Origin of the sequence: Caballeronia pedi, assembly GCF_001544915.2 — a bacterium.
GTDB classification, from domain to species: domain Bacteria; phylum Pseudomonadota; class Gammaproteobacteria; order Burkholderiales; family Burkholderiaceae; genus Caballeronia; species Caballeronia pedi.
In genome coordinates this window covers 15,294-41,777 of record NZ_FCOE02000008.1, presented here as the reverse complement: position 1 = coordinate 41,777, position 26,484 = coordinate 15,294, and the positions used below count along the sequence as shown (strand labels likewise).

At 63.0% G+C, this 26,484-nt stretch carries 25 protein-coding genes; 12 read left to right on the top strand and 13 right to left on the bottom strand.

Annotation, left to right across the window (positions count from 1 at the left end; genetic code table 11):
* From AWB80_RS14110 to AWB80_RS14085, 6 genes are all read left to right on the top strand, one after another.
* A complete protein-coding gene (locus AWB80_RS14110; protein ID WP_061175291.1) occupies positions 1-1,152 on the top strand; it encodes a carbohydrate ABC transporter permease in 1,152 nt (383 codons plus the stop codon).
* Entirely contained in the window at positions 1,149-2,186 is a 1,038-nt protein-coding gene (locus AWB80_RS14105) for a carbohydrate ABC transporter permease (protein WP_061175290.1), read from the top strand. The genes AWB80_RS14110 and AWB80_RS14105 overlap by 4 nt, the downstream gene beginning before the upstream one ends.
* A 5-nt stretch (positions 2,187-2,191) precedes the next feature.
* Positions 2,192-3,319, top strand: coding sequence for an ABC transporter ATP-binding protein (locus tag AWB80_RS14100; RefSeq protein ID WP_279628654.1), 1,128 nt, complete (start codon positions 2,192-2,194; stop codon positions 3,317-3,319).
* A 64-nt stretch (positions 3,320-3,383) separates the two neighbouring features.
* Complete coding sequence (locus AWB80_RS14095; RefSeq protein ID WP_061175289.1) at positions 3,384-3,893, top strand: hypothetical protein; 510 nt, start codon at positions 3,384-3,386, stop codon at positions 3,891-3,893.
* Between the two features lie 141 nt (positions 3,894-4,034).
* Positions 4,035-4,799, top strand: coding sequence for a ParA family protein (locus AWB80_RS14090; protein WP_061175517.1), 765 nt, complete (start codon positions 4,035-4,037; stop codon positions 4,797-4,799).
* A gap of 223 nt (positions 4,800-5,022) precedes the next feature.
* Positions 5,023-5,925, top strand: a complete 903-nt coding sequence (locus tag AWB80_RS14085; RefSeq protein ID WP_061175288.1) for a LysR family transcriptional regulator — start codon at positions 5,023-5,025, stop codon at positions 5,923-5,925.
* A 16-nt stretch (positions 5,926-5,941) separates the two neighbouring features.
* Here AWB80_RS14085 and AWB80_RS14080 read toward each other — a convergent pair whose 3' ends face one another.
* The 3 genes from AWB80_RS14080 to AWB80_RS14070 form a co-directional block, all read right to left on the bottom strand.
* Positions 5,942-6,106, bottom strand: coding sequence for an FmdB family zinc ribbon protein (locus AWB80_RS14080; protein ID WP_061175516.1), 165 nt, complete (start codon positions 6,104-6,106; stop codon positions 5,942-5,944).
* Between the two features lie 81 nt (positions 6,107-6,187).
* Positions 6,188-7,000, bottom strand: coding sequence for a mechanosensitive ion channel family protein (locus AWB80_RS14075; protein ID WP_061175515.1), 813 nt, complete (start codon positions 6,998-7,000; stop codon positions 6,188-6,190).
* 157 nt (positions 7,001-7,157) lie between these two features.
* Entirely contained in the window at positions 7,158-7,688 is a 531-nt protein-coding gene (locus tag AWB80_RS14070; RefSeq protein ID WP_061175287.1) for an Lrp/AsnC family transcriptional regulator, read from the bottom strand.
* Positions 7,689-7,826: 138 nt separating this feature from the next.
* Here AWB80_RS14070 and mdeB point away from each other — a divergent pair, with 138 nt between their 5' ends.
* Positions 7,827-10,538 (top strand): alpha-ketoglutarate dehydrogenase, encoded by a 2,712-nt coding sequence (gene mdeB, locus AWB80_RS14065; protein WP_061175286.1) that lies wholly within the window; start codon positions 7,827-7,829, stop codon positions 10,536-10,538.
* On the opposite strand, the gene AWB80_RS14060 is transcribed toward mdeB, so the two are convergent.
* The gene (locus AWB80_RS14060) at positions 10,535-11,185 is read right to left on the bottom strand and encodes a phosphoribosyltransferase (RefSeq protein WP_061175285.1); all 651 of its coding nucleotides are present in this window, start codon (positions 11,183-11,185) and stop codon (positions 10,535-10,537) included. The two genes, mdeB and AWB80_RS14060, sit on opposite strands and share 4 nt — an antisense overlap.
* Entirely contained in the window at positions 11,182-12,003 is an 822-nt protein-coding gene (locus AWB80_RS14055) for a crotonase/enoyl-CoA hydratase family protein (RefSeq protein WP_061175284.1), read from the bottom strand. Before AWB80_RS14055 ends, AWB80_RS14060 begins: the two co-directional genes overlap by 4 nt.
* A gap of 323 nt (positions 12,004-12,326) precedes the next feature.
* On the opposite strand from AWB80_RS14055, the gene AWB80_RS14050 reads away from it, so the two are divergent.
* The 3 genes from AWB80_RS14050 to AWB80_RS14040 all read left to right on the top strand — a co-directional run bounded on the left by AWB80_RS14050 (position 12,327) and on the right by AWB80_RS14040 (position 16,724).
* Positions 12,327-13,529: an ammonium transporter gene (locus AWB80_RS14050; RefSeq protein ID WP_061175514.1), complete on the top strand. Its 1,203-nt coding sequence runs from the start codon at positions 12,327-12,329 to the stop codon at positions 13,527-13,529.
* A 76-nt stretch (positions 13,530-13,605) separates the two neighbouring features.
* On the top strand, positions 13,606-14,463 hold the full coding sequence (nadE, locus tag AWB80_RS14045) for an ammonia-dependent NAD(+) synthetase (protein ID WP_061175283.1): 858 nt from the start codon (positions 13,606-13,608) through the stop codon (positions 14,461-14,463).
* A 62-nt stretch (positions 14,464-14,525) separates the two neighbouring features.
* Entirely contained in the window at positions 14,526-16,724 is a 2,199-nt protein-coding gene (locus AWB80_RS14040; RefSeq protein WP_061175282.1) for a hybrid sensor histidine kinase/response regulator, read from the top strand.
* 6 nt (positions 16,725-16,730) lie between these two features.
* On the opposite strand, the gene AWB80_RS14035 is transcribed toward AWB80_RS14040, so the two are convergent.
* The 8 genes from AWB80_RS14035 to ehuB form a co-directional block, all read right to left on the bottom strand.
* Positions 16,731-17,189 (bottom strand): hypothetical protein, encoded by a 459-nt coding sequence (locus AWB80_RS14035; RefSeq protein ID WP_061175281.1) that lies wholly within the window; start codon positions 17,187-17,189, stop codon positions 16,731-16,733.
* Positions 17,190-18,461 (bottom strand): PQQ-dependent sugar dehydrogenase, encoded by a 1,272-nt coding sequence (locus AWB80_RS14030; RefSeq protein WP_061175513.1) that lies wholly within the window; start codon positions 18,459-18,461, stop codon positions 17,190-17,192. It abuts the gene before it with no gap.
* Between the two features lie 162 nt (positions 18,462-18,623).
* Entirely contained in the window at positions 18,624-18,998 is a 375-nt protein-coding gene (locus AWB80_RS14025; RefSeq protein ID WP_061175280.1) for a DUF3175 domain-containing protein, read from the bottom strand.
* A gap of 10 nt (positions 18,999-19,008) precedes the next feature.
* Positions 19,009-20,571, bottom strand: a complete 1,563-nt coding sequence (locus tag AWB80_RS14020; protein ID WP_061175279.1) for an FAD-dependent oxidoreductase — start codon at positions 20,569-20,571, stop codon at positions 19,009-19,011.
* A gap of 75 nt (positions 20,572-20,646) precedes the next feature.
* Positions 20,647-21,471, bottom strand: coding sequence for an ectoine/hydroxyectoine ABC transporter ATP-binding protein EhuA (ehuA, locus tag AWB80_RS14015; RefSeq protein WP_087131304.1), 825 nt, complete (start codon positions 21,469-21,471; stop codon positions 20,647-20,649).
* A 73-nt stretch (positions 21,472-21,544) separates the two neighbouring features.
* Complete coding sequence (gene ehuD, locus AWB80_RS14010; RefSeq protein WP_061175277.1) at positions 21,545-22,213, bottom strand: ectoine/hydroxyectoine ABC transporter permease subunit EhuD; 669 nt, start codon at positions 22,211-22,213, stop codon at positions 21,545-21,547.
* Positions 22,210-22,893, bottom strand: a complete 684-nt coding sequence (gene ehuC / locus AWB80_RS14005; protein ID WP_208635645.1) for an ectoine/hydroxyectoine ABC transporter permease subunit EhuC — start codon at positions 22,891-22,893, stop codon at positions 22,210-22,212. The genes ehuD and ehuC overlap by 4 nt, the downstream gene beginning before the upstream one ends.
* A 53-nt stretch (positions 22,894-22,946) precedes the next feature.
* Complete coding sequence (gene ehuB / locus AWB80_RS14000) at positions 22,947-23,801, bottom strand: ectoine/hydroxyectoine ABC transporter substrate-binding protein EhuB (RefSeq protein WP_061175276.1); 855 nt, start codon at positions 23,799-23,801, stop codon at positions 22,947-22,949.
* Positions 23,802-24,038: 237 nt separating this feature from the next.
* Between ehuB and ehuR the strand changes: the two genes are divergently transcribed.
* Together ehuR and eutB are read left to right on the top strand one after the other, a co-directional pair.
* On the top strand, positions 24,039-25,436 hold the full coding sequence (gene ehuR, locus AWB80_RS13995) for a MocR-like ectoine utilization transcription factor EhuR (RefSeq protein ID WP_061175511.1): 1,398 nt from the start codon (positions 24,039-24,041) through the stop codon (positions 25,434-25,436).
* A gap of 80 nt (positions 25,437-25,516) precedes the next feature.
* Positions 25,517-26,482, top strand: a complete 966-nt coding sequence (gene eutB, locus AWB80_RS13990) for a hydroxyectoine utilization dehydratase EutB (RefSeq protein ID WP_061175275.1) — start codon at positions 25,517-25,519, stop codon at positions 26,480-26,482.
* Positions 26,483-26,484 lie beyond the last annotated feature (2 nt).

The following is a 26,484-nucleotide window of genomic DNA, read 5'->3' as shown; positions in this document are numbered from 1 at the left end:
ATGAACACGCCGTCGCACACATCGTCCGTGGCTGCCAGTGAGCGAGGCTCACGCGCGCGCGTCGCGAACTGGCTCGACCGGCAAGCGCCTTTCGTATTCGTGCTGCCGACCGTGCTGCTGATTCTTGCGTTCTCGATCTTTCCGCTCGTGACGTCGGCTTATCTTTCGCTCACGCGTTTCGAACTGGGCGAGGGCGGCTATCAACTGACTTTCACGGGCCTGCGCAATTACGTGCGGCTCTTTTCCGGCAGCCAGCAATATCACTTCACCGGCGTGTTTCGCGCACCGGGAATAATCAGCATTGCAACGATCGTCATAGCGTGGCTCGCCGTGTTGGTCTGGTTCTATCGCTATCTGGCGAGCGAGCGCCGTTCGATCATGGGCACGCTCGGCCGCCTGATCGCCGCGGCCGCGTTTCTGGCGCTCGTATGGCTCGCGGCGAACACGCTGGGCCGCGGCGGCGCGCTCGGCAGCCTGATGGTCACGATCTTCTATGTCGTGCTCGGCGTCGCGCTGCAATTTCTCATCGGGCTCGGGCTTGCTTATCTGTGCACGCTGCCGCTCGAGGGCGGGCGCTTCTTCCGTCTGCTGTTCTTCCTTCCGCTGATGGTGACGCCCGTCGGCATCGCGTACATGTTCCGCATGATGGCCGATACGTCCGTCGGTCCGCTCGCGCCGGTATGGTCGTGGCTCGGTCTCGGCCAGATCGCGTGGGCGGCGGACCCGTGGCTCGCGCGGCTCGTCGTCGTGATCGGCGATACATGGCAATGGGTGCCCTTCATGTTCCTCGTGATGCTTGCGGCGCTCGAAGGTACTTCACGCGAGCAGATCGAGGCGGCGCAGCTCGATGGCGCATCGGCGTGGCGCGTGTTTCGCGATGTCACGTGGCCATCGATCGCGCCGGTCGCCGCGAGCGCTGTGCTGATCCGGCTGATCGAGGCATTCAAGATCGTCGACCTGCCGAACGTGCTGACCAATGGCGGTCCCGGTATCGCGACCGAATCTATGACGCTGCACGCGTTCATCGAATGGCGCGCGTTGAATCTCGGCGGCGCATCGGCGGTGGCGTACATGCTGTTCTTCGTCTCGACCATCGCATGCGTTTCATTCTTCCAGTTCGTCGTGCGGCGCGCGCGGGGAGATCAGGCATGAGCGTATTGAAACGCTGGTTCGTGCCCGCGCGCGTGGATGAGTTGCCTGTCGGCGGTAAGGCGATTGCTTATCTGCTGCTCGGGCTATGGTCGCTTGTCGTGCTGTTTCCGCTTTACTGGATGGCGATAACATCGTTCAAGCTGCCCGTGGATGTATCGACGGGTCCGTTCTACATTCCATTCGTCGACTTCCAGCCGCATCTCGATGCGTGGCATTACATCTTCGTCGACCTCGGCCCGGATACGTATCGTCCTTACATGAACTCGCTGATCGTCGCGACCTGCGGCACGGCAGCTTCGGTCTTTCTCGGTTCGATGGCGGCCTACGCGCTCGCGCGTATTCAGTATCGGCCACCGGTTGCGGCAGTGGGCCTCGGCGTTCTGTTGATCGCGTTGCTGATCGCGGCGGTCGCGTGGGGACATGTCGATTTGCGCATCGCGCTGGCTGTCGCTTTTGCGCTCTTCTTCCTGCTGTTGCGCCCGATCGTGCGCCGCGCGCGCAAGCATCTGAGCAACGACGACATTCTCTTCTGGGTCATATCGCAGCGTATCCTGCCGCCCGTCGTCACGGTGATCCCGATCTATCTCATGTTCAGGGACGTGGGCCTGCTCGACACGCACCTCGCGCTCATCATCACGTATGCGACCGCGAATCTGCCGATCGTCGTATGGCTGATGTACGACTTCTTCGACGGCGTGCCGCGCGAAATAGAAGAGAGCGCACAGATCGACGGCGCGACGCGCTTCTCGATCCTGTTCGGCATCGTATTGCCGCTCGTCGCGCCCGGTCTCGTCGCGACGGCGCTGCTCGTGCTGATTCTCTCGTGGAACGAATACCTGTTCGCGCTCTTTCTGACGACCGCGAATGCACAGACGATGCCGCTGCTGGTCGCCGCGCAGAACGCGACGCGTGGTCCGCAATGGTGGAACATGTCGGTGCTGATACTCATCATGATCCTGCCGGTGATGCTGCTTACGCTGACGTTGCAGCGCTTCATCGTGCGGGGCATTCTCGTGGGAGCGGTGAAAGGATGACGGTCATGGATAGCGAGGCGGTGAAAGTCGACGACGCCCGCCTGACGAAGATCGCGGCGGCGCGCCAGTCGAAGAGCGTGTCGCTGAGAAGCGTCGGCAAGATGTTCGGCGATACGCGTGTTCTGCGCGATCTGTCGCTCGACGTGCAGGCGGGCGAGTTTCTCGTTTTGCTCGGCGAATCGGGCTGCGGCAAGACGACGGCGCTGCGCATCGTCGCGGGACTCGAATCGGCGACCGAAGGCGCGGTCTTCGTCGGCGATACCGATGTCACGCATCATTTGCCGCGCGACCGCGATGTCGCGATGGTGTTCCAGTCGTATGCGCTGTATCCGCACAAGACCGTGTTCGAGAACATCGCGTATCCGCTCATCGTGAGAAAGCGCCCGAAGGCCGAGATCGATGCCGCCGTGCGCGAAGTGGCCGCGAGCGTGCAACTGGAGCCGCTGCTGTCGCGTTTGCCGCGCCAGTTGTCGGGCGGACAGCGTCAGCGCGTGGCGCTGGCGCGCGCGATCGTGCGACGGCCTTCCGCGTTCCTGATGGATGAGCCGCTTTCGAATCTCGATGCCAAGCTGCGCGGCCACATGCGCGCCGAGCTGAAGCACATGCAGCACAAGCTCGGCATCACGACGATCTACGTAACACATGATCAGATCGAGGCGATGACGCTTGCGCATCGCGTTGCCGTCCTCGACAAGGGCGCGTTGCAGCAGCTCGATACGCCCGCGCGCATCTATTCCGATCCGGCGAATCTGTTCGTCGCGGGCTTCATCGGCTCGCCGCCGATGAACTTTCTGCGTGGCACGCTCGCGCAAGGACGATTCGACGCGCCCGATATCTCTCTTGTCACGCCGGTTCGTCACGAGGGCAAGGCGACGCTTGGCGTGCGTCCCGAGGAATGTTCGCTCGTCGCGCAAGGCGAGGGCGAATTGCAAGGGCGCATCTATTCGGTCGAACTGATCGGCGATCATTCGCTCGTCACGATGAACATCGGCGAGCAGCAGATCGTCGTGAAGGTGCCGAATACATTCTCGGGCGAGATTGGCGGCGCGGCGGGCGTACGCGTGAATCGCGAGCGGATCTATTTCTTCGATGAGAGCGGCGCGCGCGTTCGTCAAACCGTTGGGATAACGTAAGCGATTCGCTTCCTGTGCATGTCGTCTATATTGGATTCATGGAGATCCGGTATGGAGGTGCGACATGAGGCGCATCTATTTTCTGCTTCCCAGCGTGGCGAGCGCGAAGGGGATCATCGACGAACTGCTTTTGAAGCGCATCGAATGGCGGCATATCCACGTGCTCGCGCGGCCTCATGAGCCGCTGGAAGATTTGCCGCAGGCCACCCTTGCGCAACGTAGCGATCTTCTCCCGGCGCTGGCTCGCGGCACGGCGGCTGGCGGAGTGACGGGCGCGCTTGCGGGACTCGTCGCGATGGCGTTTCCGCCGGCGGGATTGACGATCGCCGGTGGTGTCGTCGTTTGCATGACGCTCGCGAGCATGGGATTCGGCGCGTGGGCGGCGACGATGATCGGCGTGGGAATTCCCAATACGCGCTTGCGGCGCTTCGAGCATGCGATCGAGGAAGGCGAATTGTTGATGATGGTGGATGTGCCGAAGGATCGGGTAGAGGAGATCGAGGCACTCGTCAAGAGCCATCACCCGGAGGCCGATGTCGAAGGGGCCGATCCTACGATTCCGGCGTTTCCTTGATATTGAAACCCAACAAAAAACACCTGAACCCAAACCCGTAAATTCTGATGCGCTAATATTCATCCCGCGTAAGACGAACCCAACCCAGCTAAAAGAACGCAATAAAAAAACGAGCGTTCAAAACCGAGGATGAATAACCTGATGCGCCGTGTGGTCTTCAATCAAAAGGGTGGCGTAGGCAAGTCCACCATCGTCTGCAATCTGGCCGCGATCAGCGCCTCTCGCGGCCTGCGCACACTGGTCATCGACCTCGATCCGCAAGGCAACGCGAGCCAATACCTGCTCGGCGCACAGTCCCGCGACGCCCAGCCGAATCTCGCGAGTTTTTTCGAATCGGCCTTGAGCTACAGCTTCCGCGAACCGGCGTTCGAATCGTTCATCCACTCGACACCGTTCGAGAACCTCGACATCGTCCCATCGCATCCCAGTCTCGAAGCGCTGCAAAGCAAGCTCGAATCGCGCTACAAGATCTACAAGCTGCGCGACGCCCTGAAGAACCTGCAACAATACGACGCCGTGTATATCGACACGCCGCCCGCGCTCAATTTCTTCACGCGCTCCGCGCTGATCGCGGTCGAACGCTGCCTGATTCCCTTCGATTGCGACGACTTCTCGCGCCGCGCGCTTTATTCGGTGCTCGATAACGTGCAGGAAATCCGCCACGATCACAATCCGGATCTGAGCGTCGAAGGCATCGTCATCAATCAGTTCCAGCCGCGCGCGAGCCTGCCGCAGCAACTCGTCGACGAACTGCGCAGCGAGGATCTGCCTGTGCTCAATTCGCATCTGTCGCTCTCGGTGAAGATTCGCGAGAGCCATCAGCACGCGCGCCCGATGATCTATCTCGAACCGCGTCACAAGCTCGCGCAGGAATATCTGGCGCTGCACGAGGAACTGAACGGCTGAACCGGCTCACGCCATTCGTCTGATCAGCGCGGACTGCAAGAAATGCGGGAATAAATCGGCTTCGTGGACGTTCATGCAGGAGACAGGCGCATTCCGTCGCGCCGCACTTCTCGCTGGATCAATCCAAATGACGACCGCTCAGTTGCAGACGCCGAACGTGTCCCCCGCGTCCCCAAAGGGGACTTCCTTCGGGGCGTCCCCTTCGACAGAAAGCCTCTCCGGCATGGTCGCGTTCGTGCGCGCGGCGGAGTCGGGGAGTTTCGTGGCGGCGGGGCGCGCGCTCGGGCTGTCGGCGTCGGCGGTAGGCAAGAGCGTGATGCGGCTCGAAGCAAAGCTCGGCGTGCAACTGCTCAATCGCACGACGCGCCGGATCGGCCTCACGCACGAAGGCGCGCGCTTCTTCGCACGCTGCAAACGCATGCTCGCCGATCTCGAAGAAGCGGAAAGCGAACTGTTTCATTCGACCTCGTCACCGCGCGGGCGCCTGCGCATCAGCGCGCCGTCGCTCGGCTGCCGGCTGTTGCTGCCGCTCGTGCCGGAATTCCGGCGGCGCTATCCGGATATCGAACTGGATATCGATTTCAGCGATCGCGTGGTCGATGTCACGCAGGAAGGCTACGACGCCGTAATTCGCAGCGGACGTCTCGCCGATTCCCAATTGCTCGCGCGGCCGCTCGCGCAATTCGGTCCGGTGGTGGTCGGTTCGCCCGCGTATTTCGCGGGCCATGGCGAGCCCACGGCACCCGCCGATCTCGAAGGCCATGCGTGCATCCGCTTTCGTTCACCGACCAATGGCCGGACCGAGCCGTGGCGTTTCGCGCGCGACGATCACACCTTCGCCATCGAGCCACACGCGACGCTGACGTTCAACGACATGGAAGCCGTACTCGCCGCGTGCATCTCGGGACTGGGGTTGGCCTATGTGCCCGATTTCATCGCGAAGAGCGCGCTCGAAGGCGGCATGCTGCGCGCCGTGCTCGGCACGCATATGCGCACGGAAGGCGTGTTCCAGATTCTCTGGCCACCGAGCCGTCATGAAGCGCCGCGCCTGCGCGCATTCATCGATCACGTCGCATCACGACTGGGCGGCCTGCCGTCGCACGAAGTCAGATTTCGCGCGGCGTGACGCACGCGTCGACGGTTCAGCTTTTCTTGGAAGTCTTCGCAACGAATGGCGCGGGCGCGTGCGCGATCTTCTCGCTGCCGCACTTGGGGCATTTGAGTTGCACCGTCGCATGCTCGGCGACGTGCTCCGCGTGCTCGAAGGTTTCGCCGCATTCCTGACAACGGTACTGATAAGTCGGCATGACATCCTCCCGCGCGCGGCGGTGATCCGGCGCAATGAACGCCGGTTCCACCCATTCTAGTTCAGCAATGGCGCGCGCAAATCAGTTCAGGACGCGGCGCACGAGCGGCGTCTCCGGCGTCGGATAGCCGGCCTGCTTGAATGTTTCGATGATCGCGCGATTGGTGTCGAAATAGACCTGCCAATAGTCGTTGGTGCTGGTGTAAGGCCGCACGCACAGAAGCGGACCTTCGGGCGTGAAAGACAGCACCTCGACATCCGGCGGCGGCGTCGTGGCGACGTTCGGGATCTTCGCGACCGCTTCCTTCAGGCGCGCGATGGCATCGAGCGGATCGACGCCATTCGCGATCTTCGCCGACAGTTCGACGCGCCGATGCGGCAGCAAACTGAAATTCCAGATCGTGTCGGAAAAGATCTTGTTGTTGCCGATGATGGCCGCGACGTTGTCCGGCGTCGTGATCGTCGTGCCGAAGAGGCCGAGTTCGGTGACGGTGCCGGTCACGCCGCCCGCCGTCACGAAGTCGCCCACCTTGAACGGCCGCAGCACCTGCATGAAGATGCCCGCCGCGAAATGCGCGAGCAGTCCACCCCACGCGGTGCCGATGGCAAGACCGAGACCCGCGAGCAGTGCCGCAAAGGATGTGGTCTGAACCCCAAAGATCTGCAGAATCGCGAGGACGAGCAGCAGATTCAGGATGACGCCGACGATCGAGCCGAGATAATGCGCGAGCGTCGGATCGACCCGGCCATTGCGCCCGAGCAGCTTGCGCAACGCGCTGGTGACGAGACCGATGAGCCAGCGTCCGATGATCCACAGCGCAATCGCGCCAGCGACCATGATCGCGAAGTCGACGCCGCGCGTCATGATGAATACACGTACGGTGTCGAGGTTCATGTTGTTCTCGCGTGCGTGGCATTTCGTCTGGGAACGCGGCAAGCCGGGAAAACATGCCGCATGGGCCACACGAGTTATAGGCGAAGCGCCGCATCATCGCAAGATTTACGCGAGCGTTTAATGTTTGTCGGAAGGATCGACCGCATTGTTCAGGCAATCACGTCCATTCCGCTTCGTCGGCGTTCGGATCGGGCAGGGTCAGGCCGGAGGCGGGCAAGGGCAGCGCGGTCTTGTAGCGCACCTGCTTGAGCGCGAAGCTCGAACGGATATTGGAAACGCCCGGCATCTTCGTGAGCCGTTCCAGGATGAAGCGTTCGAGCGCGGCCACATCGGGCAGCACGACGCGCAAAAGGTAATCGGCATCGCCCGTCATCAGATAACACTCCATCACTTCGGGACGCTCGCTGATCGCCTGTTCGAAACGCGCGAGCGCATCCTTGATCTGCTTTTCCAGGCTGACTTGAATGAAGACGTTGATGGAAAGCCCGAGCGCTTCCGGATTGAGCAAGGTGACGTGCTGCTTGAAAAGCCCCGCCTTTTCGAGCGCGCGCACGCGATTGAAGCAGGGCGTCGGCGAAAGATTCACCGCGCGCGCGAGTTCCGAATTGGTGATGCGCGCGTTTTGCTGAAGCTGATTCAATATACCGATGTCGGTGCGGTCCAGGCGCTGCTTCGCGTTTGCCGTCATAGTCGAAAGATTCCGGTTTTGGGCTTTTCTGAAGAATAAACACACTACCGCAAAGCGCGGCGGCAGCCAAATGAGACGCACATTCTGCGCATCAATGGATATGCTTGAACGTATTCCTTTAGCCAGAACGGAGTCGCCATGACCGACTTGTCGAGCGGAACCAACCAGCTTCTTTCCATTGCCAAGGGGCGCGAAGATATCGACCCCGGCGAAACCGCCGAATGGCTGGAGGCGCTCGATGCAGTCGTCGCGCATGTCGGCCGTGAGCGCGCGCAATATCTGTTCGACAGGCTCGCGGAGCATGCACTGTCGGTGGGCGTGGAATCGGCGCGGGCGCGTGCGACGCCCTATGCGAATACGATTCCCGTATCGCAGCAGCCGCCTTATCCGGGCAGTCTCGACATCGAAGAAAAGCTCGCGGCCGTGCTGCGCTGGAATGCGCTCGCGATGGTCGTGCGCGCGAATCGCGCGTATGGCGAACTCGGCGGCCATATCGCGAGTTATGCGTCGGCGGCGGATCTGTTCGAAGTCGGCTTCAATCATTTCTTCAAGGCGGCCGATGCGAACAATGGCGGCGATCTCGTCTACTTCCAGCCGCATTCTTCACCGGGCGTGTACGCGCGCGCGTATCTCGAAGGCTTTCTCGATGAAGAACATCTGAAGCACTATCGGCGCGAGATCGCCGGGCCGGGATTGTGTTCGTATCCGCATCCGTGGCTGATGCCCGACTTCTGGCAATTTCCGACCGGCTCGATGGGCATCGGTCCGATCAACTCGATCTATCAAGCGCGTTTCATGCGCTATTTGCAGAACCGCAATCTGCAGCGCACGGACGGCCGCAAGGTGTGGGGCTTCTTCGGCGACGGCGAGATGGACGAGCCCGAATCGATCGGTGCGTTGTCGCTCGCGGCGCGCGAGCAGCTCGATAACCTCGTGTTCGTCATCAATTGCAATCTGCAACGGCTCGACGGTCCCGTGCGCAGCAACGGACGTATCGTCGATGAACTCGAAGCCCAATTCACCGGCGCTGGCTGGAACGTGATCAAGGTGCTGTGGGGCTCGGACTGGGATGGGCTGTTCGCGCGCGATCGCAGCAATGCCTTGCTGCGCGCATTCGCGCATACCGTCGACGGACAGTTCCAGACCTTCTCGGCCAATGACGGCCGCTATAACCGCGAACGTTTCTTCGGCCAGAATCCGGAACTCGCGGCACTGGTCGCGCATATGTCGGATGAAGACATCGACCGCTTGCGTCGCGGCGGCCACGACGTGCGCAAGCTGCACGCGGCTTATGCGAAGGCGCTCGCGCACAAGGGCCAGCCGACGGTGATCCTCGCCAAGACGATGAAAGGCTTCGGCATGGGCACGGTCGGGCAGGGCCGCATGACGACGCATCAGCAGAAGAAGCTCGATCTCGACGATCTCAAGCAGTTTCGCGATCGTTTCCGCCTGCCGCTGTCGGATGAAGACGTCGAGCAGGTCAGGTTCTACAAGCCCGCCGACAATGCACCCGAGATGCGCTATCTGCACGAGCGGCGCGCAGCCTTGGGCGGTTATTTGCCGCGCCGTCGCGCGAAGGCGTCGCAAGGGTTGACGCCGCCCGCGCTCGACACGTGGGGCCAGTTCGCGCTCGATGCCTCCGGCAAGGAGATGTCGACGACGATGGCCTTCGTGCGCATGCTCGGCAGCCTGCTGAAGGACAAGACGCTCGGGCCGCGCGTCGTGCCCGTGGTCGCCGACGAAGCGCGCACGTTCGGCATGGCGAATCTCTTCAGGCAAGTCGGCATCTATTCGCCGCTCGGCCAGTTGTACGAGCCGGAGGACATGGGCTCGATGCTGTACTACCGCGAGGACACGCGCGGGCAGATTCTCGAAGAGGGCATCTCGGAGGCGGGCGCGGTGTCGTCGTGGATCGCGGCGGCGACTTCCTACAGCGTGCACGATCTGCCGATGCTGCCGTTCTACATCTATTATTCGATGTTCGGCTTTCAGCGCATCGGCGATCTGATTTTCGCGGCGGCTGACCAGCGCTCGCGCGGCTTTCTCATCGGCGCGACGGCGGGGCGCACGACGCTCGGCGGCGAAGGCCTGCAACACCAGGACGGCACGAGCCATCTCGCCGCATCGACGATCCCGAACTGCCGCGCCTATGATCCCGCGTTCGCGTACGAAGTCGCGGCCATCGTCGATGAAGGCATGCAGGAGATGATGGCGCGCCAGAACGACGTGTTCTATTACGTCACCGTGACCAACGAGAATTACGCGCAGCCTTCCGTGCCTGGCGGCTCGCTGGACGCGCAAACGCGCGAGGGCATTCTGCGCGGCATCTATCGCCTCGACGGTGATCCAGCCGATGCGCAAGTGCAACTGCTCGGCTCCGGCGCGATCCTCAACGAAGCAATCGCCGCGCGCGCGATGCTCGAGCAGGACTGGAACATCGATGCCGCCGTATGGAGCGTGACGAGCTTTACGGAACTGCATCGCGATGGCGCTTCGTGCGAGCGGCTCGCGCGCCTGAATGACGACGATGCACCAACGCCGTTCGTCACGCGCGCGCTCGACGCATCGCGCGGCCCCGTGATCGCGGCGACCGATTACGTGCGCGCCGTGCCCGAACTGATTCGCGCGTACGTGCCGCGGCGCTACGTCACGCTCGGCACCGATGGCTTCGGCCGCAGCGATACGCGTCAGGCGTTGCGCGAGTTCTTCGAGGTGGATCGTGTGTCGATTGTGATTGCGGCGTTGAAGTCGCTGGTGGATGACGCGGTCATTGACAAGGCGGTGTTGAAGGCCGCGCGTGAGAGATACGGCAAGACGCAGGAGGCTCACAACGCGCCGTGGCTGCGTTAGACATCGTTGCGCGCCGCATCGAGCAACTCGCGCACTTCATCATCGCTCGTCTGATCGAAGTCGATATAAAACTGCCCGACGCCGAAGTACCGATGCGGCCGCATCACGCAAACGAACTCATCGACGATATCTTCCACACGCGCTTCCGAGTCGAGCGGCGCGACCGGCAGCGCCGCGACGATCTTCGCCGGATGCGCGTGGCGCAGCGACATCGCGGCGGCCTTCATCGTCGCGCCGGTCGCCATGCCGTCATCGACGACGATCGCAACGCGCCCGTTCACGTCGAGCGGCGGTTTATCACCGCGATAAAGCGTCTCGCGCCGCGCGAGTTCGGCGCGTTCCTTCGCGATCACGCGATCGAGTTCGTCCTTCGAAACGCCCGCGTATTGCACGATGCGCTCGTCGAGAAAGAACGCATCGCCGGATGCGATCGCGCCCATCGCGAGTTCGGGTTGAACGGGCACGCCGAGCTTGCGCACGACGAGCACGTCGAGTCGCGCACGCAGCGCACGCGCCACTTCATACGCAACAGGCACGCCACCGCGCGGTAAAGCGAGCACGGTGACGTTGTCGCGATTGGCGTAGTGCGTGAGTTGCGTGGCGAGCGCGCGGCCCGCCTCGCGTCGGTTCTCGAACACCGAGTTCATGTCGCCTGTCCTTTCGGCCGCGAAACCCGTGAATCACGCGAGACGAATCGCGCCGCGCCGTCGATGCCTTCATCGAATACCGCGTGATAACCATTCGCGCCTTCACGCTGCAAGGCCCGGGCGATATCGGCATCGAACGCGTTTTCATGGACCGATCGCAGGTCCGTACGCAACGCAGCCTGCGGTAGCGCGGCCAGTTCGCATGCGAGTGTTTCCGCAACATTGCGCGCTTCGCCATGCGGCGCGATGCGATTGACGAGCCCGATTGCGAGCGCTTCGTGCGCATCGACCGCGCGTCCGGTGAGAATCAGATCCAGCGCACGCGACATGCCGATGAGACGCGGCAGGCGTACCGTGCCACCGTCGATGAGCGGTACGCCGACGCGTCGGCAAAACACGCCTAGCACCGCGTCCTCCTCGACGACACGCAGATCGCACCACGCCGCGAGTTCGAGCCCGCCCGCGACCGCATGACCCGCGATCGCCGCGATCACGGGCTTGTTCAGCGCGAGACGCGTGGGACCCATCGGGCCGGGGCCGCTGCCATCGGCGTGAATCTCGTTGCGGCGCGCGTCGTCGTTCAACGCGGAGAGATCCGCGCCCGCGCAGAACGTGCCGCCCGCGCCCCACAGCACGGCGATCGACAGCGTATCGTCCGCGTCGAAGCGCACGAACGCTTCACGCAACGCATCGGCGATGCCGCGATCGACCGCGTTACGTCGCGCGGGTCGATCCAGCACGACGGTGACGACGCGTGCATCGCGCGCGAGTGTTTCCGTACGCACGTGATCGCTTATGCGTTCGATGCGAGATGACATCGATAACCTCTCGATTCGCGCGAATCCAAGGCTTCAGGATACTCGCGGCACGCCGCGAACGTGCACCGCGAGCGCGCGCTTTGAAGGCTTGCTATTGGCATACGGTCAGCCTTCATGCTGAAAATTCAGGCGCACAACCGGTGCATTCGATGCAACATGAACGGGCATTGCACCAATATCGCGCACATCGTCGTGAGCGATAAACGCGCGCACTGCACCACGCTTTACCACGCGAAATCAGGCGTGCGCACCGTTTCGATGCTCGTTGCGCCAAGTTGGCCCGGAAATTGCAAAATCAGCGCCTTTTCCCGACCGATCGAATCATGCAGGCACTTCAATCCGGAACCGACACTCTCTTTCTGCTGCTGGGCGCTGCAATGGTGCTCGCGATGCACGCCGGTTTCGCGTTCCTCGAACTCGGCACGGTGCGCCGCGAAAATCAGGTGAACGCGCTCGTGAAGATCCTCGTGGACTTCGCGGTGTCGACGCTTGCGTACTTCTTTATCGGCTACAACATCGCGTATGGCGTGCAGTTCATGCACAGCGCCGATATCCTCGCCGAGCACAACGGCTATGCGCTCGTGCGTTTCTTCTTCCTGCTGACATTCGCCGCGGCGATTCCGGCGATCGTGTCGGGCGGCATCGCCGAGCGCGCGAAGTTCAATCCGCAACTGTTCGCGACCTGCGTGATCGTCGGCTTCATTTATCCGCTGCTCGAAGGCGTGGCGTGGAATGAGCGCTTTGGCATTCAGGGCTGGCTGACGCAGGCGTTCGGCGCGCCGTTTCATGACTTCGCCGGCTCGGTCGTCGTGCATGCGTTCGGCGGCTGGGTCGCGCTGCCTGCCGTGCTGTTGCTCGGGCCGCGTCACGGGCGCTATCACAAGGACGGGCGCATCGCGGCGCATCCGCCGTCGAGCATTCCGTTTCTCGCGCTGGGCGCGTGGGTGCTCGCGGTCGGCTGGTTCGGCTTCAACGTGATGAGCGCGCAGACCGTCGACAAGATCAGCGGCCTCGTCGCGGTCAATTCGCTGATGGCGATGGTTGGCGGCACGCTCGCCGCGTGGTTCGCGGGCCGCAATGATCCTGGCTTCACGTATAACGGACCGCTCGCGGGTCTGGTCGCGGTGTGCGCCGGCTCGGACCTGATGCACCCGCTCGGCGCGCTGATCGTGGGCGCGGTCGCGGGCGTGCTGTTCGTGCAGATGTTCACGTGCGTGCAGAACCGCTGGCGCATCGACGATGTGCTCGGAGTATGGCCATTGCACGGCATGTGCGGCGCGTGGGGCGGCATCGCGGCGGGTATCTTCGGGCAGAAGGCGCTGGGCGGCATCGGCGGCGTTGCGATCGGCTCGCAACTCATCGGCACGGTGGGCGCGATCGCGCTGGCGCTCGCGGGCGGCGCGGCCGTCTATGGCGCGATAAAGTGGACGGTCGGTCTGCGGCTCGATCGCGAAGAAGAGTTCAATGGCGCGGATCTCGCGATTCATCGCATCTCGTCGACGCCGGATCGGGAAATGGCGGGCTGATATCGACGCGTGCGGATAGAGGCGCTGCGCAACTTGCGGTAACGTAGCGACTTCAGAAGCGAAGCGAGCACGCGCAATGTCGAACCGTCACGCCACCCGCCAGCCCGGCATCATCGAAGAACTGAAGGTTCCAGCCGTATTCGATATCGAAGCGGAACGCGAGCGCCGCATTGCGTTCCTCGCCGACTATCTCGAAGCGCAGAAGCTCAAGAGCTATGTGCTCGGCATCAGCGGCGGCGTGGATTCGTCGACGGCGGGCCGTCTCGCGCAACTCGCGGTCGAGCGCCTGCGGGCACGCCATGTCGATGTGCGCTTCATCGCGATGCGCCTGCCGTACGGCGAGCAGCGCGACGAAGCCGATGCGCAGCGCGCGCTCGCATTCATCCAGCCCGACGAGACAATCGTCGTCAACGTGAAGCCCGCCGCCGACGCGATGCGCGAATCGCTGGCAGCCTCGGGTCTCGCGTATCGCGATCACAAGCACGAAGACTTCGTGCTCGGCAACATCAAGGCACGCCAGCGAATGATCGCGCAATACGCGGTGGCCGCCGCGCGCTCGGGCGTCGTGATCGGCACGGACCACGCAGCCGAATCGCTGATGGGTTTTTTCACCAAGTTCGGCGACGGCGGCGCGGACGTGCTGCCGCTCTACGGCCTGAACAAGCGCCGCGTGCGCGCGCTCGCGGAATTGCTCGGCGCGAGCAGCGAGATTTCGAAGAAGGTGCCCACGGCCGACCTCGAAACCCTCACGCCGATGAAGCCCGACGAAGACAGTTACGGCATAAGCTATGAGGACATCGACGATTTCCTCGAAGGCAAGCCGGTCTCCGACGAGGTCTACGCGACCATCTACCGCTTCTACGACGCGACGCATCACAAGCGCGTGCTGCCGATCACACTCTACGACGACTGGCGCGGGCACGCGCTTCGCTGACAAGAGTAAGGCCGGGCCCGATTGACGTTTTCTCCGGCCCGGCTTTCCCGGAGACGCAACACTTGGACTCCACCGAAACCGCGACATTCGATCTGCCGCTGCCCGCGCGCAATTTCGCCTCGATGCGAAAGATGCTGCTGCTGGTGCTGGGCGTATCGATCGTGATTCCGCTCGCGTGCCTGTGCATCTACGGCTATTACGATCATCAGCGCCGCTTCGCGGATGCGCAGGAACTGACCCAGCGCCTGACGCGCGTGGCGAACGAGCATGCGCTGAAGGTGATCGACCTGAATCAGCAACTGGAGACGCGTATCGTCGATCTGCTCGGCGATAGCGACGACGCGCTCATCAAGAGCCGCGAAGAAGCGTTGCATCGCACGCTCGACGACATGAGCGGCACGCTCGCGCAGATTGCCGCGATTTCCGTGTTCGGCGAAAACGGCGGGCTGCTCGCGAACAGCCGCTGGTTTCCGGCGCCTGTCGTATCGATCGCGGAGCGCGACGATTTCCAGTCCGCCCGCGCGGTCGCGCCCGTCACGTACTTCTCGCTGCCGCTACGCGGCAAGGTGGCGCGCAGCGATGTCTTCACGACCACCATGGGCCGGATCGGCCACAACGGGCAGTTTCTGGGCGTCGTGTCGATTGCGCTCAAACGCAGCTATTTCACCGATTTCTATCGCGAGCTCGCGGCTGGCGATCGCGCTGTCGTGATCGGGCTGTATCGTCGCGACGGCAACATCCTCGCGCGCTTTCCGACGAACGCGGACAGCACGCAACCTGCAACGAACACGCCGTTCACCAACGCATTTCGCAACAACGAACTCTACGGCAGCGTGCGCATGCGGTCGAGCATCGATCAGGTCGAGCGGCTGCTCGCGTTCAGGCGCGTGGGCGACTATCCGCTCTATGTCGCGACGGGTTATGCGGCTTCGGTCGTCGAAGCGCGCTGGCGCGACAATCTCGCGCTCGTCGCGGCGATCGCCGCGTTGCCGTGCATCGGCGTGTGGCTGCTGATCGCCTTTTCGATTCGCCGCCTCGATGCCGAGCAGGCCGCGTGGGAGCGCTGGCAGGCGGAAGTCGCGACACGTCTTTCCATCGAGGCATCGAGCCGGCAGTTGCGGCGCATGGGCGCGCTCGGCAATCTCGTCGCGAACGTCGCTCACGACTTCAACAATCTGCTGATGGTGGTCGGATCGAACATGGAGCTGGCGCGGCGCAAGCACTTCAACGGCGTCGAAAACGAAGTGCTCGCGGTGGAGCGCGCGACCGCCGGCGCGGAATCGCTCGCGCGGCGGCTGATGAGCGTCGCGCGCAAGCAGCCTCTCAAGCAGGAACTGATAGACCCCGCCGACTGGTTGAAGAGCGTGCTCGATCTCGTGAAGAAGTCGATTCATCCGACTGTCACGTTGACGCTTGAGCTATCGCCGGATGTATGGAAGGTGATGGCCGATCCGATCGAGCTGGAGCTTGCGCTCGTGAATATCGCGGTGAATGCGAACGATGCGATGCCGCATGGCGGGCGCGTCGTGATCCGCTGCCAGAACGCGCGCGTGCGCGGCGTGGACACGGATATTCCGGATGGCGAATACGTGCTCGTCTCGATCACCGACAATGGCGAGGGCATGACCGAACAAGTGCAGCGGCGCGCATTCGAGCCGCTTTTCACGACCAAGCAGCGCGGCGCGGGCACGGGCCTCGGCCTTGCGCAGGTGCTCGCCGCATGTGAGCAGGCGGGCGGCACGGCTCGCATCACGAGCGTGCCGGGCGCGGGCACGACCGTGCGGCTTTATTTGCCGCGTCATCATGGCGCGGCGCCGGCGACATCGAAAGCGTACGTGCCGCCTGATGCCGCATCGCCGCCGCCACCCGTTGCGGCCAACCATGATGCGGACGAGCCGTTGCGCGGCACGTCGGTGCTTCTGGTGGAGGACAACGCGGACGTCGCGGCGGGCGTGACGGCGGTGCTCGAAGTCCTCGGCTGCGCCGTGCACCACGAAGAAAGCGCGGACGCCGCGTTCGCATTGATGGGCGAGGGCCACAGCTTCGATCTGGTGCTCTCCGACGTGCAGATGCCCGGCCGCATGAACGGCATCGATCTGGCCGAGCAGATCATGAAGCGCCTGCCGTCGCAGAAGCTCGTGCTGATGACCGGTTATGCCGATGAACTGGAGCGTGCGAAGCAACTCGGCGTGCCGATTCTCGCGAAGCCCTTCGACATGGACGATCTGCTCGATTTGATCGCGCCAGGCGTAACGCACTGATCGCGCTCAACGCTTGTTGCCCTTCACCGCACGCGCGCCGACCAGTGGATTGAACGCCGCGCGCTTCGGCTCGGCTGGTTTCGTGGTTTTCTTTGCGCGTGTCGTTCGCTTCGTGTTGCCACCTAGTTGAACTAACAGATCTTCGTCATCCTCAGCGTCTTCGGTTTGATCTTCGACGGCCTCGGGTTCGCTCGCGGCAAGATGCTCGACGACCGACATGAAGTCCTTCCTGGCGCTCTTCAAAGCGCGCTCCGGCATCATGACGAGCACGACGGCTTCGTGCACCGTATGGCCGTCGACGGTTTGCAGCGCGCCTTCATCGTTCCAGTCGATGCCGCTATCGGCATACGCCGCGAGGACGTGATTCAGCACGGCGGGCGACATCACACCCGCATCGTAGAGCGCGATGATCTGCCGCTCCGCGAGCGCGAACAGACTCGGCCGCTGCGGCTTCTTCGCGACCATTCACTTTGCGGCGGGCGCGACCCGCCACACCGCGTTGCCGACATCGTCGGCGACGAGCAGCGCGCCCTTGGCATCGACCGCGACGCCCACGGGACGCCCGAGCGCATGGCCATCCGATGAAAGAAAACCCGTCAGGATATCTTCGGGCGGCCCCGAAGGCTTGCCATTCTCGAAAGGCACGAAAATGACCTTGTAGCCGCTTCTCGGCTTGCGATTCCACGATCCATGCTGACCGATGAACGCGCCATTGCGATAGCGTTCCGGAAACGCGGTGCCTTCGTAGAACGTGAGTCCGAGCGAGGCGGTATGCGCGCCGAGCGCATAGTCGGGCGCGAGCGCTGCCTGCACGAGTTCCGGGCGCTGCGGCTTCACGCGATCGTCGACATGTTGTCCGTAATAGCTGTACGGCCAGCCATAGAACGCGCCATCCTTCACTGACGTCAGATAGTCCGGCACGAGATCATTGCCGAGTTCATCGCGCTCGTTCACGACGGTCCACAGCGCGCCGCTTTGCGGCTGCCACGACATGCCGTTCGGATTGCGCAAACCCGTCGCAAACAGCCGCGATTGTTTCGTTTCGATATCCACTTCCATGATCGCCGCGCGCCCGTTCTCCGCGTCGATGCCGTTTTCCGCCGCGTTACTGTTCGAACCGACCGTCACATAAAGCTTTTTGCCGTCGCGGCTCGCAATGATGTTCTTGGTCCAGTGATGATTGATCTCGCCGGCGGGCAGGTCGATGAACTTCTCGCCGGGCGTAGTGATCTGCGTTGCGCCGTTCTCGTACTTGAAGCGCATGATTGCATCGGTATCCGCAACGTAGAGATCGTCGCCGACGAGCGCCATGCCGAACGGCGAATGCAGCTTGTCGATGAACACGGTGCGCGTTTCGGCGACGCCATCGCCATCGGCGTCACGCAGCAGCATGATGCGATCGGGACTCGGCACGGCGGCGCCCGCGCGCTTCTGGACCTTCTTCATCACGAAGCCCTTGATGCCGGCGTTTTCATCGTGCTTCTCAGGAGCGTTGCTTTCGGCGACGAGCACATCGCCATTGGGCAGCGTCGCGAGCCAGCGCGGATGACTCAGACCCGCGCCGAACGCGGTCACATCGAAACCGGCGGGCGCGGTGGGCTTCTGTCCCTGCGGCCACGGTTTCGCCGGCGCGATGTTGACCGTCGGCATCAGCGATTTTTTCGGCGCGGGCAGGGTTGGATTCGGGCCGAAGCCGTCAGCGTAATCGTCGGCGATGGCTGCGCCGCTTGCGAGCATCAGCGCGAGCGCGATGGCTCGCATGCATTGCTTTGACTGGATTCTCAAGCGAGGCTCCTGACGGTTTGGGATTGCATCGCTACCACTGTAGTGCAAACAACGTTTCTCATGACCTTGCAAGGCTTGCACGGCTCTGGCAGTTTTTTCACGCGCGATGGTCTTTCAGGGCTTGCGCCCGAACGCCTCGCGCAATCGCTTCTTCGCGCGTTCCAGCGTGCTCTTGCGCGACTTCGGCAGATTGCGTCCCGCGCGATTGATATAGAAATTGAGCATCGACATCGCCGATTGAAACGGCGAGCCCTTGCGGCGCGTGGAACGCGTGGACGAGCGCTTCAGCGAGTCGGCGATCTCTTGCGCGTTGCCGGTCTTGAAGATGTCGCGCTGGATATCCATTGCATCGCTCGTTTCCATCACGTGATGCGACCAGCGGTGCGTTGATCGCGTCGGCTTCTTGCGGGCGCTCGCAAGCGAATGCCTTTGCCGCGTGCTGGGACGCTTGCCCTGCTTTTTCGATGCCGTCTTGCGCGTCGTCGTCATGTCGGCTCGCTCAGGCGCGGGCGATGCGCCGCGCTTCGTCGAGCGTGAGCGGCTCGCGCATCGCTTCGGCAAGACGGCACACGGCCTCGTCGTGCTCGCATGCGACGACCGCGCCCACGCGACCATCCTTCATCAGATATGCGATGAAATGCTGCGCGTCCAGATCGCCGTCTAATTCGATCGCGTCGGGCTCGCTGACATGCCCGAGATAATCGAACGTCTTCTCGTAGTGATAAGTCCAGAAATAGGGTACGCCGACATACTCGCGCGTACTGCCCGCCATGTTGCACGCAGCGACGCGCGCATGCTGCTGCGCGACGCGCCAGTGCTCGATGCGCACGCTCTGGTCCGACCGCGGCAACGGAAAGCGCGCGATATCGCCGGCCGCATAGAGCGCGGGCGCGGCGAGCATGGTTGCATCGACTTGAACGCCGCCGTCATCCGCCAGCGTGACGCCCGATAGAAACGATGTCGCGGGCACGACGCCCGTCCCGGCGATCACGACATCCGCCGCAATCTTTTCGCCCGAATCGAGGATCACTTCCGTCACGACATCGCCACCGCTGAATGCGGCGACGCGGGCATTCATATGAAACGTCACGCCGTTCTGCTCATGCATCGCCCTGAACATCTCACCGATGCGCTCGCCGAACTGCTTCGCGAACGGCACCTTGCCCGGTGCGACGACGCTCACGTCGATCTTGCGCTTCCTCAGACAAGAAGCCGCTTCGAGCCCTATGAAACTTGCCCCTACGATGACCGCGCGCTTGCATCCTTCGAGCGACTCGAGAATCGCGCGCGCGTCTTCACGCGTGCGCAGCAGATGAACGTGTTTCAGCGTGGCGCCGGGGATATCGAGCGGCTTCGGAACGCCGCCCGTGCAGACGAGCGCGGCTTCGTAATCGATGGCCTGACCGTCGGCGAGTTCGACGCGCTTCGATTTCGCATCGAGCTTCGCGGCCTGTGCCTCGATGCGTTCGATGTCGTGTTTCGCGAAGAAATCGTCATCGAGCAGCGGAGGGACGTCGTCGGGCGGCATGTCGCCCGCGAGCGTGAACTTGCTGAGCGACGTGCGATCGTAAGGCTCGCGCGCTTCGTTGCCGGCGAGCACGATGCGTCCGACGAAGCCGACCTCGCGCAAGGCCGAGCATGCGGCTGCGCCTGCCGCGCCCGCACCGACGATAAGCATGGTCCGACTCGCGTCGCGTGCCTTCTCGCGCGTCTCACCACTGTCGACGGGCCGTGCGGACACATACACGCCGCCGTCCCTGATCGTCGCTTCATAACGCGTCAGCGCTTTCAGCGGCGGCGGTTCGACGAGGCTGCCGTCGCTGACCTCGAACGTGCCCTTGTGCCACGGACACACGATGCGTCCGTTGCAGATCGCGCCTTCATCGAGCGGCCCGCCCGCGTGCGGACATTCGGCGCCATACGCGCGCACGGTTTCGCCGTCGCGCACGAGCAGGATGGGGATTTCCTTCGCGTCTTGATCGTCGCTCTTGACGTTCACGCGTGTGCCGCGCTCGGCGGGCAGATCCGCGAAGCGCGCGACTTTATGCAGGGTGGGGGACATCGCACTCTCCGTTGGCTAACGCATCGGCCATACGAAGAGCGCGGAGCAATTTTCGGACCGCGATAGTCCGCTTTGTCAAAGGGCGTCGGTCACCGCGCGCAGAAACTGTCGCGTGCGTTCATGCTGCGGCGCGGAGAAGAACTGCTGCGGCGGCGCCTGTTCGATGATCTTGCCTTGCGAAAAGAAACACACGCGATCGGCGAACTCTTTGGCGAAACCCATCTGGTGCGTGACCATCAGCATCGTCAGGTCGTGCTCCTCGCCGAGACGGCGAATGACGTTGAGGACTTCGCCGCAGAGTTCGGGGTCGAGCGCGGAGGTCACTTCGTCGAACAGCATGATCTTCGGGCGCATCGCGAGCGCGCGCGCAATCGCGACACGCTGCTGTTGTCCACCCGACAACTGCGACGGATAGTGATTGCACTTTTCTGCGAGACCCACCAGCGACAACAGTTCGCGCGCGCGTTCGTTAGCTTCCTTCCTCGATAGCCCGAGCACGCTCATCGGCGCTTCGATGGTGTTCGCGAGCGCGGTCATGTGCGGAAACAGATTGAAGCTCTGAAACACCATGCCGATCTTGCTGCGCACCTGCCGCACATGCCGTGGCGATGCGGGCACGAGCTTGCCGCCGCGCATCTCGTGCGTGAGCGGTTCGCCGTCCACTTCGATGACGCCATCGGTCAGTGGATCGAGCGTCATCAGCACGCGCAGCAGTGTGGACTTGCCCGAGCCGCTCGGTCCGATGATCGCGACCTTCTCGTTGCGCGCGACATCGAGATCGAGGCCGTCGAGCACGGTGAGCGGGCCATAGCGTTTGGTGACGTTGCGAAAGCGCACGATCGGCGCGTTCGCGTTCTTTTCCGCCGCCGCGCCGAGCGCCGGGTCGAGGTCTCGTTTCATCTGCTGCTCCTGGAGTTGCATTACCGTGCGCCGTCCAGCGGGGTCGGAGTGGTCGATACGCGAGGGCGAGCCATCATGGCAGCCTCACGCGCCGTTCGAGATGACGCACGCCCGAGGCGAACGTCACGCTGATGATGAGAAAGAAAATGCCCGTCATCGTGATCGGTTCGAGATAGCGGAAGGTCTCGGAGCCGATGTTCTTCGCCTGCTGCATCAGTTCGACGACGGTGATCGCGGACAGCACCGGCGTGTCCTTGAACATCGCGACGAGATAGTTGCCGAGCGCGGGAATCACCGGGCGAATCGCCTGCGGCAGCACCACGCCGGTATAGGTGCGCCACGGCGAGAGCGATAGCGCGCACGACGCTTCCCATTGCCCGCGCGCGACGCCGTTCAGACCCGCGCGATAAACCTCGGACACATAGCACGCGTAATGCACCGCGATGCCGAGCGTGCCCGCGGTCAGCGCGGACATCGTAAAGCCATAAAGTGGCGCGACATAGAAGAGCACATACACCTGAATCAGAAGCGGCGTGCTGCGGATGAACTCGATGAAGATCGCAGTTGTCTTCGCGAGCGGGGCGAATTCGCTGCGCCGCATGATCGCGAGCACGAGACCGAGCACGAGTGCGATCGCGAAGCCGACGAGCGTGATGCCGATCGTATATGTCGCCGCTCGCGCGAGCTCGGGCAGGATATGCAGCGCGTATTTCACACCGAAGAGTTGACCCAGCGATGTCATGATGCGGCCCTCGGAACGGCGCGGCGAATGGCGACATGACTGCTCACGCGCCGCTCGAACACGCGCATCACGGCGACGATCACCTGCGCGAGCACGAAGTAGATGAGCAGCGTGAGCCCGAAGACCTGCGCCGTCTTGAAGGTCGCTTCGTCGAGCTGGCGCGCGCGGAAGGTGAGGTCCGAAAGCGTGATCAGCGAGACGAGCGAGGTGCCCTTGAGCAGTTCGATCATCAGGTTGGTCGCGGGCGGCAGCGCGTTGATCATCGCCTGCGGCAGCACCACGCGGCGCAGCCGCGCCGCCGCCGGCATGTTCAGCGCGAGCGCCGCTTCGTATTGCCCGCCCGGCACCGAGCGCAGCGCGCCGCGCAGAATCTCCGAGCCATACGCGCCATAGTGCAGCCCCAGACCGACGATCGCCACCGTGAACGGCGTCAACTGCACGTTGAAGGGCGGCAGCGGCAACACGAAGAACAGCCAGAACAGTTGCACCAGCAACGAGGTGCCGCGAAAGACTTCGACATACACGTTGCCGGCCCAGCGCACGGCGCGATAGGGCGCGCCGCGCAACGCCGTCGCGACACTCGCCATGACGATCGCGAGCAGGATGCTGATGACGGCGATCTGGATCGTGACGAGCGTGCCCTTCATCATCAAGGGCAGAAGCTCATTGAGGTCACTCATGACGGTTCCTCGCTGATAGATGGATGCTCTGCGTCACTGGAGAAAAGCGACGTTCAGCCGGCGCACAGTTCCGGCGCTTTCTTCGTCGTCACGTTGGACTTGTCGAAGCCGAACGGCCCGACTGTCTTCAGGTGATCGTCGGTGCCGAGCCACTGATGCAGTTCCTTGTTCACCGCATCGCGCAGGTCGGTGTCCTCCGGACGGAATGCGAGCGCGCCGTAGCCGGTGTGCTTCGGATCGTCGTTGAACTGGCTGACCGCTTCCACCTGCGGGCCGCCCTTCGATGCGAGACCCTTCATCGTCAGCGAAGTGCCTACGGCCGCATCGGCGCGGCGCGCGCGCACTGCCTGCAATTGCGCGGTGGTGTCCGGAACCTGCAGGATCTGGTCATCCTTGATGCCCGCCTGGCGCGCATAACCCAATTCGGCTGTCCCTGCCATCACAGCAAGTTTCGTGTCCGGTTGCTTGGCGACATCGGCATAGCTGTGCAGATTCTTGGGATTGCCTTTCATCGTCAGCAGCGTATCGGGGATCTGGTATTGCGGATCGGCGAACGCGACCTGCTTGCAGCGCTCGGGCGTGATGTACATGCCCGCGGCGATCACGTCGAAGCGGCCCGCCTTCAGGCCGGGAATCAATGCGCCCCATTCGGTCAGCACCGCGTCGACTTTCTTAACGCCCAGCTTGGCGAACACCTTCTTCGCGATTTCGGGCGATTCGCCGGTCACGGTGCCATCGGGCGTCGTGTAGGCAAAAGGCGTTTCATTCGCATAGCCGATACGCACCTCGCCGGTGCGCTGGATGCGCTGCAACGTGGTTTCCGCGCTTGCGCTCGTGGCATGGGCGGCGAGGGCCGCCACCGCGACGCACGCCGCTGCCAGCATGCCAGACAGTCGCTTCGTGTTCATATCGTTCCCGTATTGATGGTTCTTCAAGCGTGGTCGAGGAAGGGCAATCCGATGGCCGGGATACGCGCGAGAGACAGAGAAAACCCTTACTCCTCAGGGCTTTGACGCGCCTCGCAGCACAGCCACGAACGCAGAATACAAAGCCATATATTTGTTCCGATTGCTCTAGGACAATTATTTTCGCGTGCGCTTTTGCGCCACTATTGCGCATGGAATCAGGCAAGCGAGGAGCAGGACGTGAACGAAAGATGGCGCGACGCCGTGCGCACGGTGCAGGGCGTGCAGTCGAAGTACAAGCGGCTGGTCAAGGCGATGGCCGCAGACATTGAAAGCGGCGCGCTCGCATCGGGCGAGCGACTGCCCCCGCAACGCGAAGTCGCGGCCGATCTCGCGATCAGCGTGCAGACCGTCACGAACGCGTACAAGGAACTGGAGAGGCAAGGGCTGATCCGTTGCGAAGTGGGGCGCGGCAGTTTCGTCTCCGCGCGCGTGACCGAGACGATGTCCCATTACATGCTCGATACGGCCGAGCGTTCCGTGGTCGATTTTTCGATTGCGCGCATCGTTCATACGCCGGAGCACGACGCGATGTGGCGCAAGGTCTGCGCGACGCTTTCGACCATCGAGGATCAGCCGTGGATTCGCGCATTCCGGCCGATCGCGGGCTTCGACAGTCATCGTCAGGCGGGCGTCGAATGGCTCGCTTCGCTCAACATGCCCGCGAAAGTAGAGACGCTCCTTGTCACCAATGGCGTCGCGCACAGCATCTTTCTTGCGTTGGCGTCGATCGTCGGTCCGGGCGATACGGTGCTGTGCGAAAGCCTCACGGATCACGGCGTGATCGGATCGGCGAACGTGCTGGGGTTTACGCTCAAAGGTCTGGAGATCGACGAGCACGGCATTCGTCCCGAGCACTTCGAGGAAGTCTGCGACAGCGAACGAGTGAGCGCGCTCGTCTGCACGCCGACGCTGAACAATCCGACCGTCGCGATGATGCCCGATTCGCGCCGCCGTGCGATTGCGCGCATTGCGGAGCGCTACGGCGTGTATGTGATCGAGGACGATGTCTACGGCGCGTTGCCCGCGAAGACGCAGACGCCCATCGCGAGCCTGATTCCCGAGCTCGCGTTCTACTGCACGAGCATGACGAAGTCGGTATTGAGCGGCTTGCGCACGGGCTTCATGACGGTGCCGCGGCGTCTCGCGCTGCGTGCGGAAAGCGTATTGCGCGTGAGCTGCTGGATGGCGACGTCGCCGATCGCAGAAGTCACCTCGCGCTGGATCATGGACGGCACCGCACAACGCCTCGTGCAGATTCAGCGCGAGCGGCTCGCGGCGCGTCAGGGCGTCGTGCGCGAAGTGCTCGGCGATTACGTGCTCGGCAGTCATCCGAATGCGCTGTCGGTCTGGTTGCGCGTGCCCGACGAATGGGAAGCCGAGCGCATCACGCGTGAATTGCGCAATCGCAATATCGCGGTGACATCGCCCGATCCTTTTCTCGTGCGCGGTGCGGACCGGCCCAACGCAGTGCGGCTTTGCGTGGGCGCGGAAGTCGGTGAAAGCACGTTTCGCAGCGCGGTGGAAACCATGCGCGAAGTCTTCGGCCAGTACCCGCACGTACATGACTTCAACTAAATGAACTAGGACAATCGAAAACGATTTTTTAGGACATTAGACTGAGTTGCATCGTGACCCGAACACGCAATTCAGCCCACATGTCCGCACTTACGCTCGCCGATGTCTACCGCGCCCGCCAGCGCATCGAAGGCCGCGCGCTCGTCACGCCGCTGGTTCAATCGACGGCGCTTTCGCGCATCGCGGGCGTGCCGGTTCATCTGAAGCTGGAACCGCTGCAACCCACCGGCAGCTTCAAGCTGCGCGGCGCGACGAATGCACTCGCGCAACTCGCTGAAGCAGGCTGCAAGCGTGTGGTCACGGCATCGACGGGCAATCATGGCCGCGCGGTTGCCTATGCGGCGCGCGCGCTCGGCATCGAAGCGGCGGTGTGCATGTCCGCGCTCGTGCCGCAGAACAAGGTCGATGCCGTCGCCGCGCTCGGCGCGCGCGTCGTCATCGCGGGCAAGAGTCAGGACGATGCGCAGGGCGAAGCGCAACGTCTGGTGCGCGAAGAAGGCTATGCATTCGTGCCGCCTTTCGACGATGAACGCGTGATCGCGGGACAAGCCACCATCGGCCTCGAAATTCTCGAAGCACTGCCCGATGTCGCGAGCATCGTCGTGCCCTTGTCGGGCGGCGGCTTGTTCAGCGGCGTCGCGTTCGCAGCGAAAAACATTCGTGCCGACGTGAAGATGATCGGTGTGTCGATGCAGCGCGGCGCGGCCATGCACGCGAGTCTCGCGGCGGGCAAGCCCGTATTCGTCGATGAACTGGAAACGCTGGCCGATTCGCTCGGCGGCGGCATCGGCCTCGACAACCGCCATACCTTCGCCATGACGCGCGAGCTCATCGACGAAATCGTGCTGCTCGATGAAGTGTCGATCGCGCGCGGCATCGTGCATGCGTACCGCGAAGAGCGGCTCGTCGTAGAAGGTGCGGCTGCGGTCGGCATCGCGGCGCTGCTCGATGTCGCGATCAAAGTGCAGGACGGACCGATCGTCGTCGTGGTGAGCGGCAGCAATATCGATATCGAAACGCATCGCCGCCTTATCGGAGCGGCCTGAAC

Bases quoted from the DNA above. Each gene is read 5' to 3' on its own strand.
- AWB80_RS14030 (WP_061175513.1), bottom strand. From the start codon at position 18,461: ATGCTCGCAAGCGGCGCAGCCATCGCCGACGATTACGCTGACGGCTTC.
- AWB80_RS14025 (WP_061175280.1), bottom strand. From the start codon at position 18,998: ATGACGACGACGCGCAAGACGGCATCGAAAAAGCAGGGCAAGCGTCCC.
- AWB80_RS14085 (WP_061175288.1), top strand. From the start codon at position 5,023: ATGGTCGCGTTCGTGCGCGCGGCGGAGTCGGGGAGTTTCGTGGCGGCG.
- mdeB (WP_061175286.1), top strand. From the start codon at position 7,827: ATGACCGACTTGTCGAGCGGAACCAACCAGCTTCTTTCCATTGCCAAG.
- AWB80_RS14055 (WP_061175284.1), bottom strand. From the start codon at position 12,003: ATGTCATCTCGCATCGAACGCATAAGCGATCACGTGCGTACGGAAACA.
- AWB80_RS14060 (WP_061175285.1), bottom strand. From the start codon at position 11,185: ATGAACTCGGTGTTCGAGAACCGACGCGAGGCGGGCCGCGCGCTCGCC.
- AWB80_RS14100 (WP_279628654.1), top strand. From the start codon at position 2,192: ATGGATAGCGAGGCGGTGAAAGTCGACGACGCCCGCCTGACGAAGATC.
- AWB80_RS14080 (WP_061175516.1), bottom strand. From the start codon at position 6,106: ATGCCGACTTATCAGTACCGTTGTCAGGAATGCGGCGAAACCTTCGAG.
- AWB80_RS14090 (WP_061175517.1), top strand. From the start codon at position 4,035: ATGCGCCGTGTGGTCTTCAATCAAAAGGGTGGCGTAGGCAAGTCCACC.
- AWB80_RS14070 (WP_061175287.1), bottom strand. From the start codon at position 7,688: ATGACGGCAAACGCGAAGCAGCGCCTGGACCGCACCGACATCGGTATA.
- AWB80_RS14110 (WP_061175291.1), top strand. From the start codon at position 1: ATGAACACGCCGTCGCACACATCGTCCGTGGCTGCCAGTGAGCGAGGC.
- ehuC (WP_208635645.1), bottom strand. From the start codon at position 22,893: ATGAGTGACCTCAATGAGCTTCTGCCCTTGATGATGAAGGGCACGCTC.
- ehuD (WP_061175277.1), bottom strand. From the start codon at position 22,213: ATGACATCGCTGGGTCAACTCTTCGGTGTGAAATACGCGCTGCATATC.
- AWB80_RS14050 (WP_061175514.1), top strand. From the start codon at position 12,327: ATGCAGGCACTTCAATCCGGAACCGACACTCTCTTTCTGCTGCTGGGC.
- AWB80_RS14105 (WP_061175290.1), top strand. From the start codon at position 1,149: ATGAGCGTATTGAAACGCTGGTTCGTGCCCGCGCGCGTGGATGAGTTG.
- AWB80_RS14035 (WP_061175281.1), bottom strand. From the start codon at position 17,189: ATGGTCGCGAAGAAGCCGCAGCGGCCGAGTCTGTTCGCGCTCGCGGAG.
- nadE (WP_061175283.1), top strand. From the start codon at position 13,606: ATGTCGAACCGTCACGCCACCCGCCAGCCCGGCATCATCGAAGAACTG.
- ehuA (WP_087131304.1), bottom strand. From the start codon at position 21,471: ATGAAACGAGACCTCGACCCGGCGCTCGGCGCGGCGGCGGAAAAGAAC.
- AWB80_RS14095 (WP_061175289.1), top strand. From the start codon at position 3,384: ATGAGGCGCATCTATTTTCTGCTTCCCAGCGTGGCGAGCGCGAAGGGG.
- eutB (WP_061175275.1), top strand. From the start codon at position 25,517: ATGTCCGCACTTACGCTCGCCGATGTCTACCGCGCCCGCCAGCGCATC.
- AWB80_RS14020 (WP_061175279.1), bottom strand. From the start codon at position 20,571: ATGTCCCCCACCCTGCATAAAGTCGCGCGCTTCGCGGATCTGCCCGCC.
- AWB80_RS14075 (WP_061175515.1), bottom strand. From the start codon at position 7,000: ATGAACCTCGACACCGTACGTGTATTCATCATGACGCGCGGCGTCGAC.
- ehuB (WP_061175276.1), bottom strand. From the start codon at position 23,801: ATGAACACGAAGCGACTGTCTGGCATGCTGGCAGCGGCGTGCGTCGCG.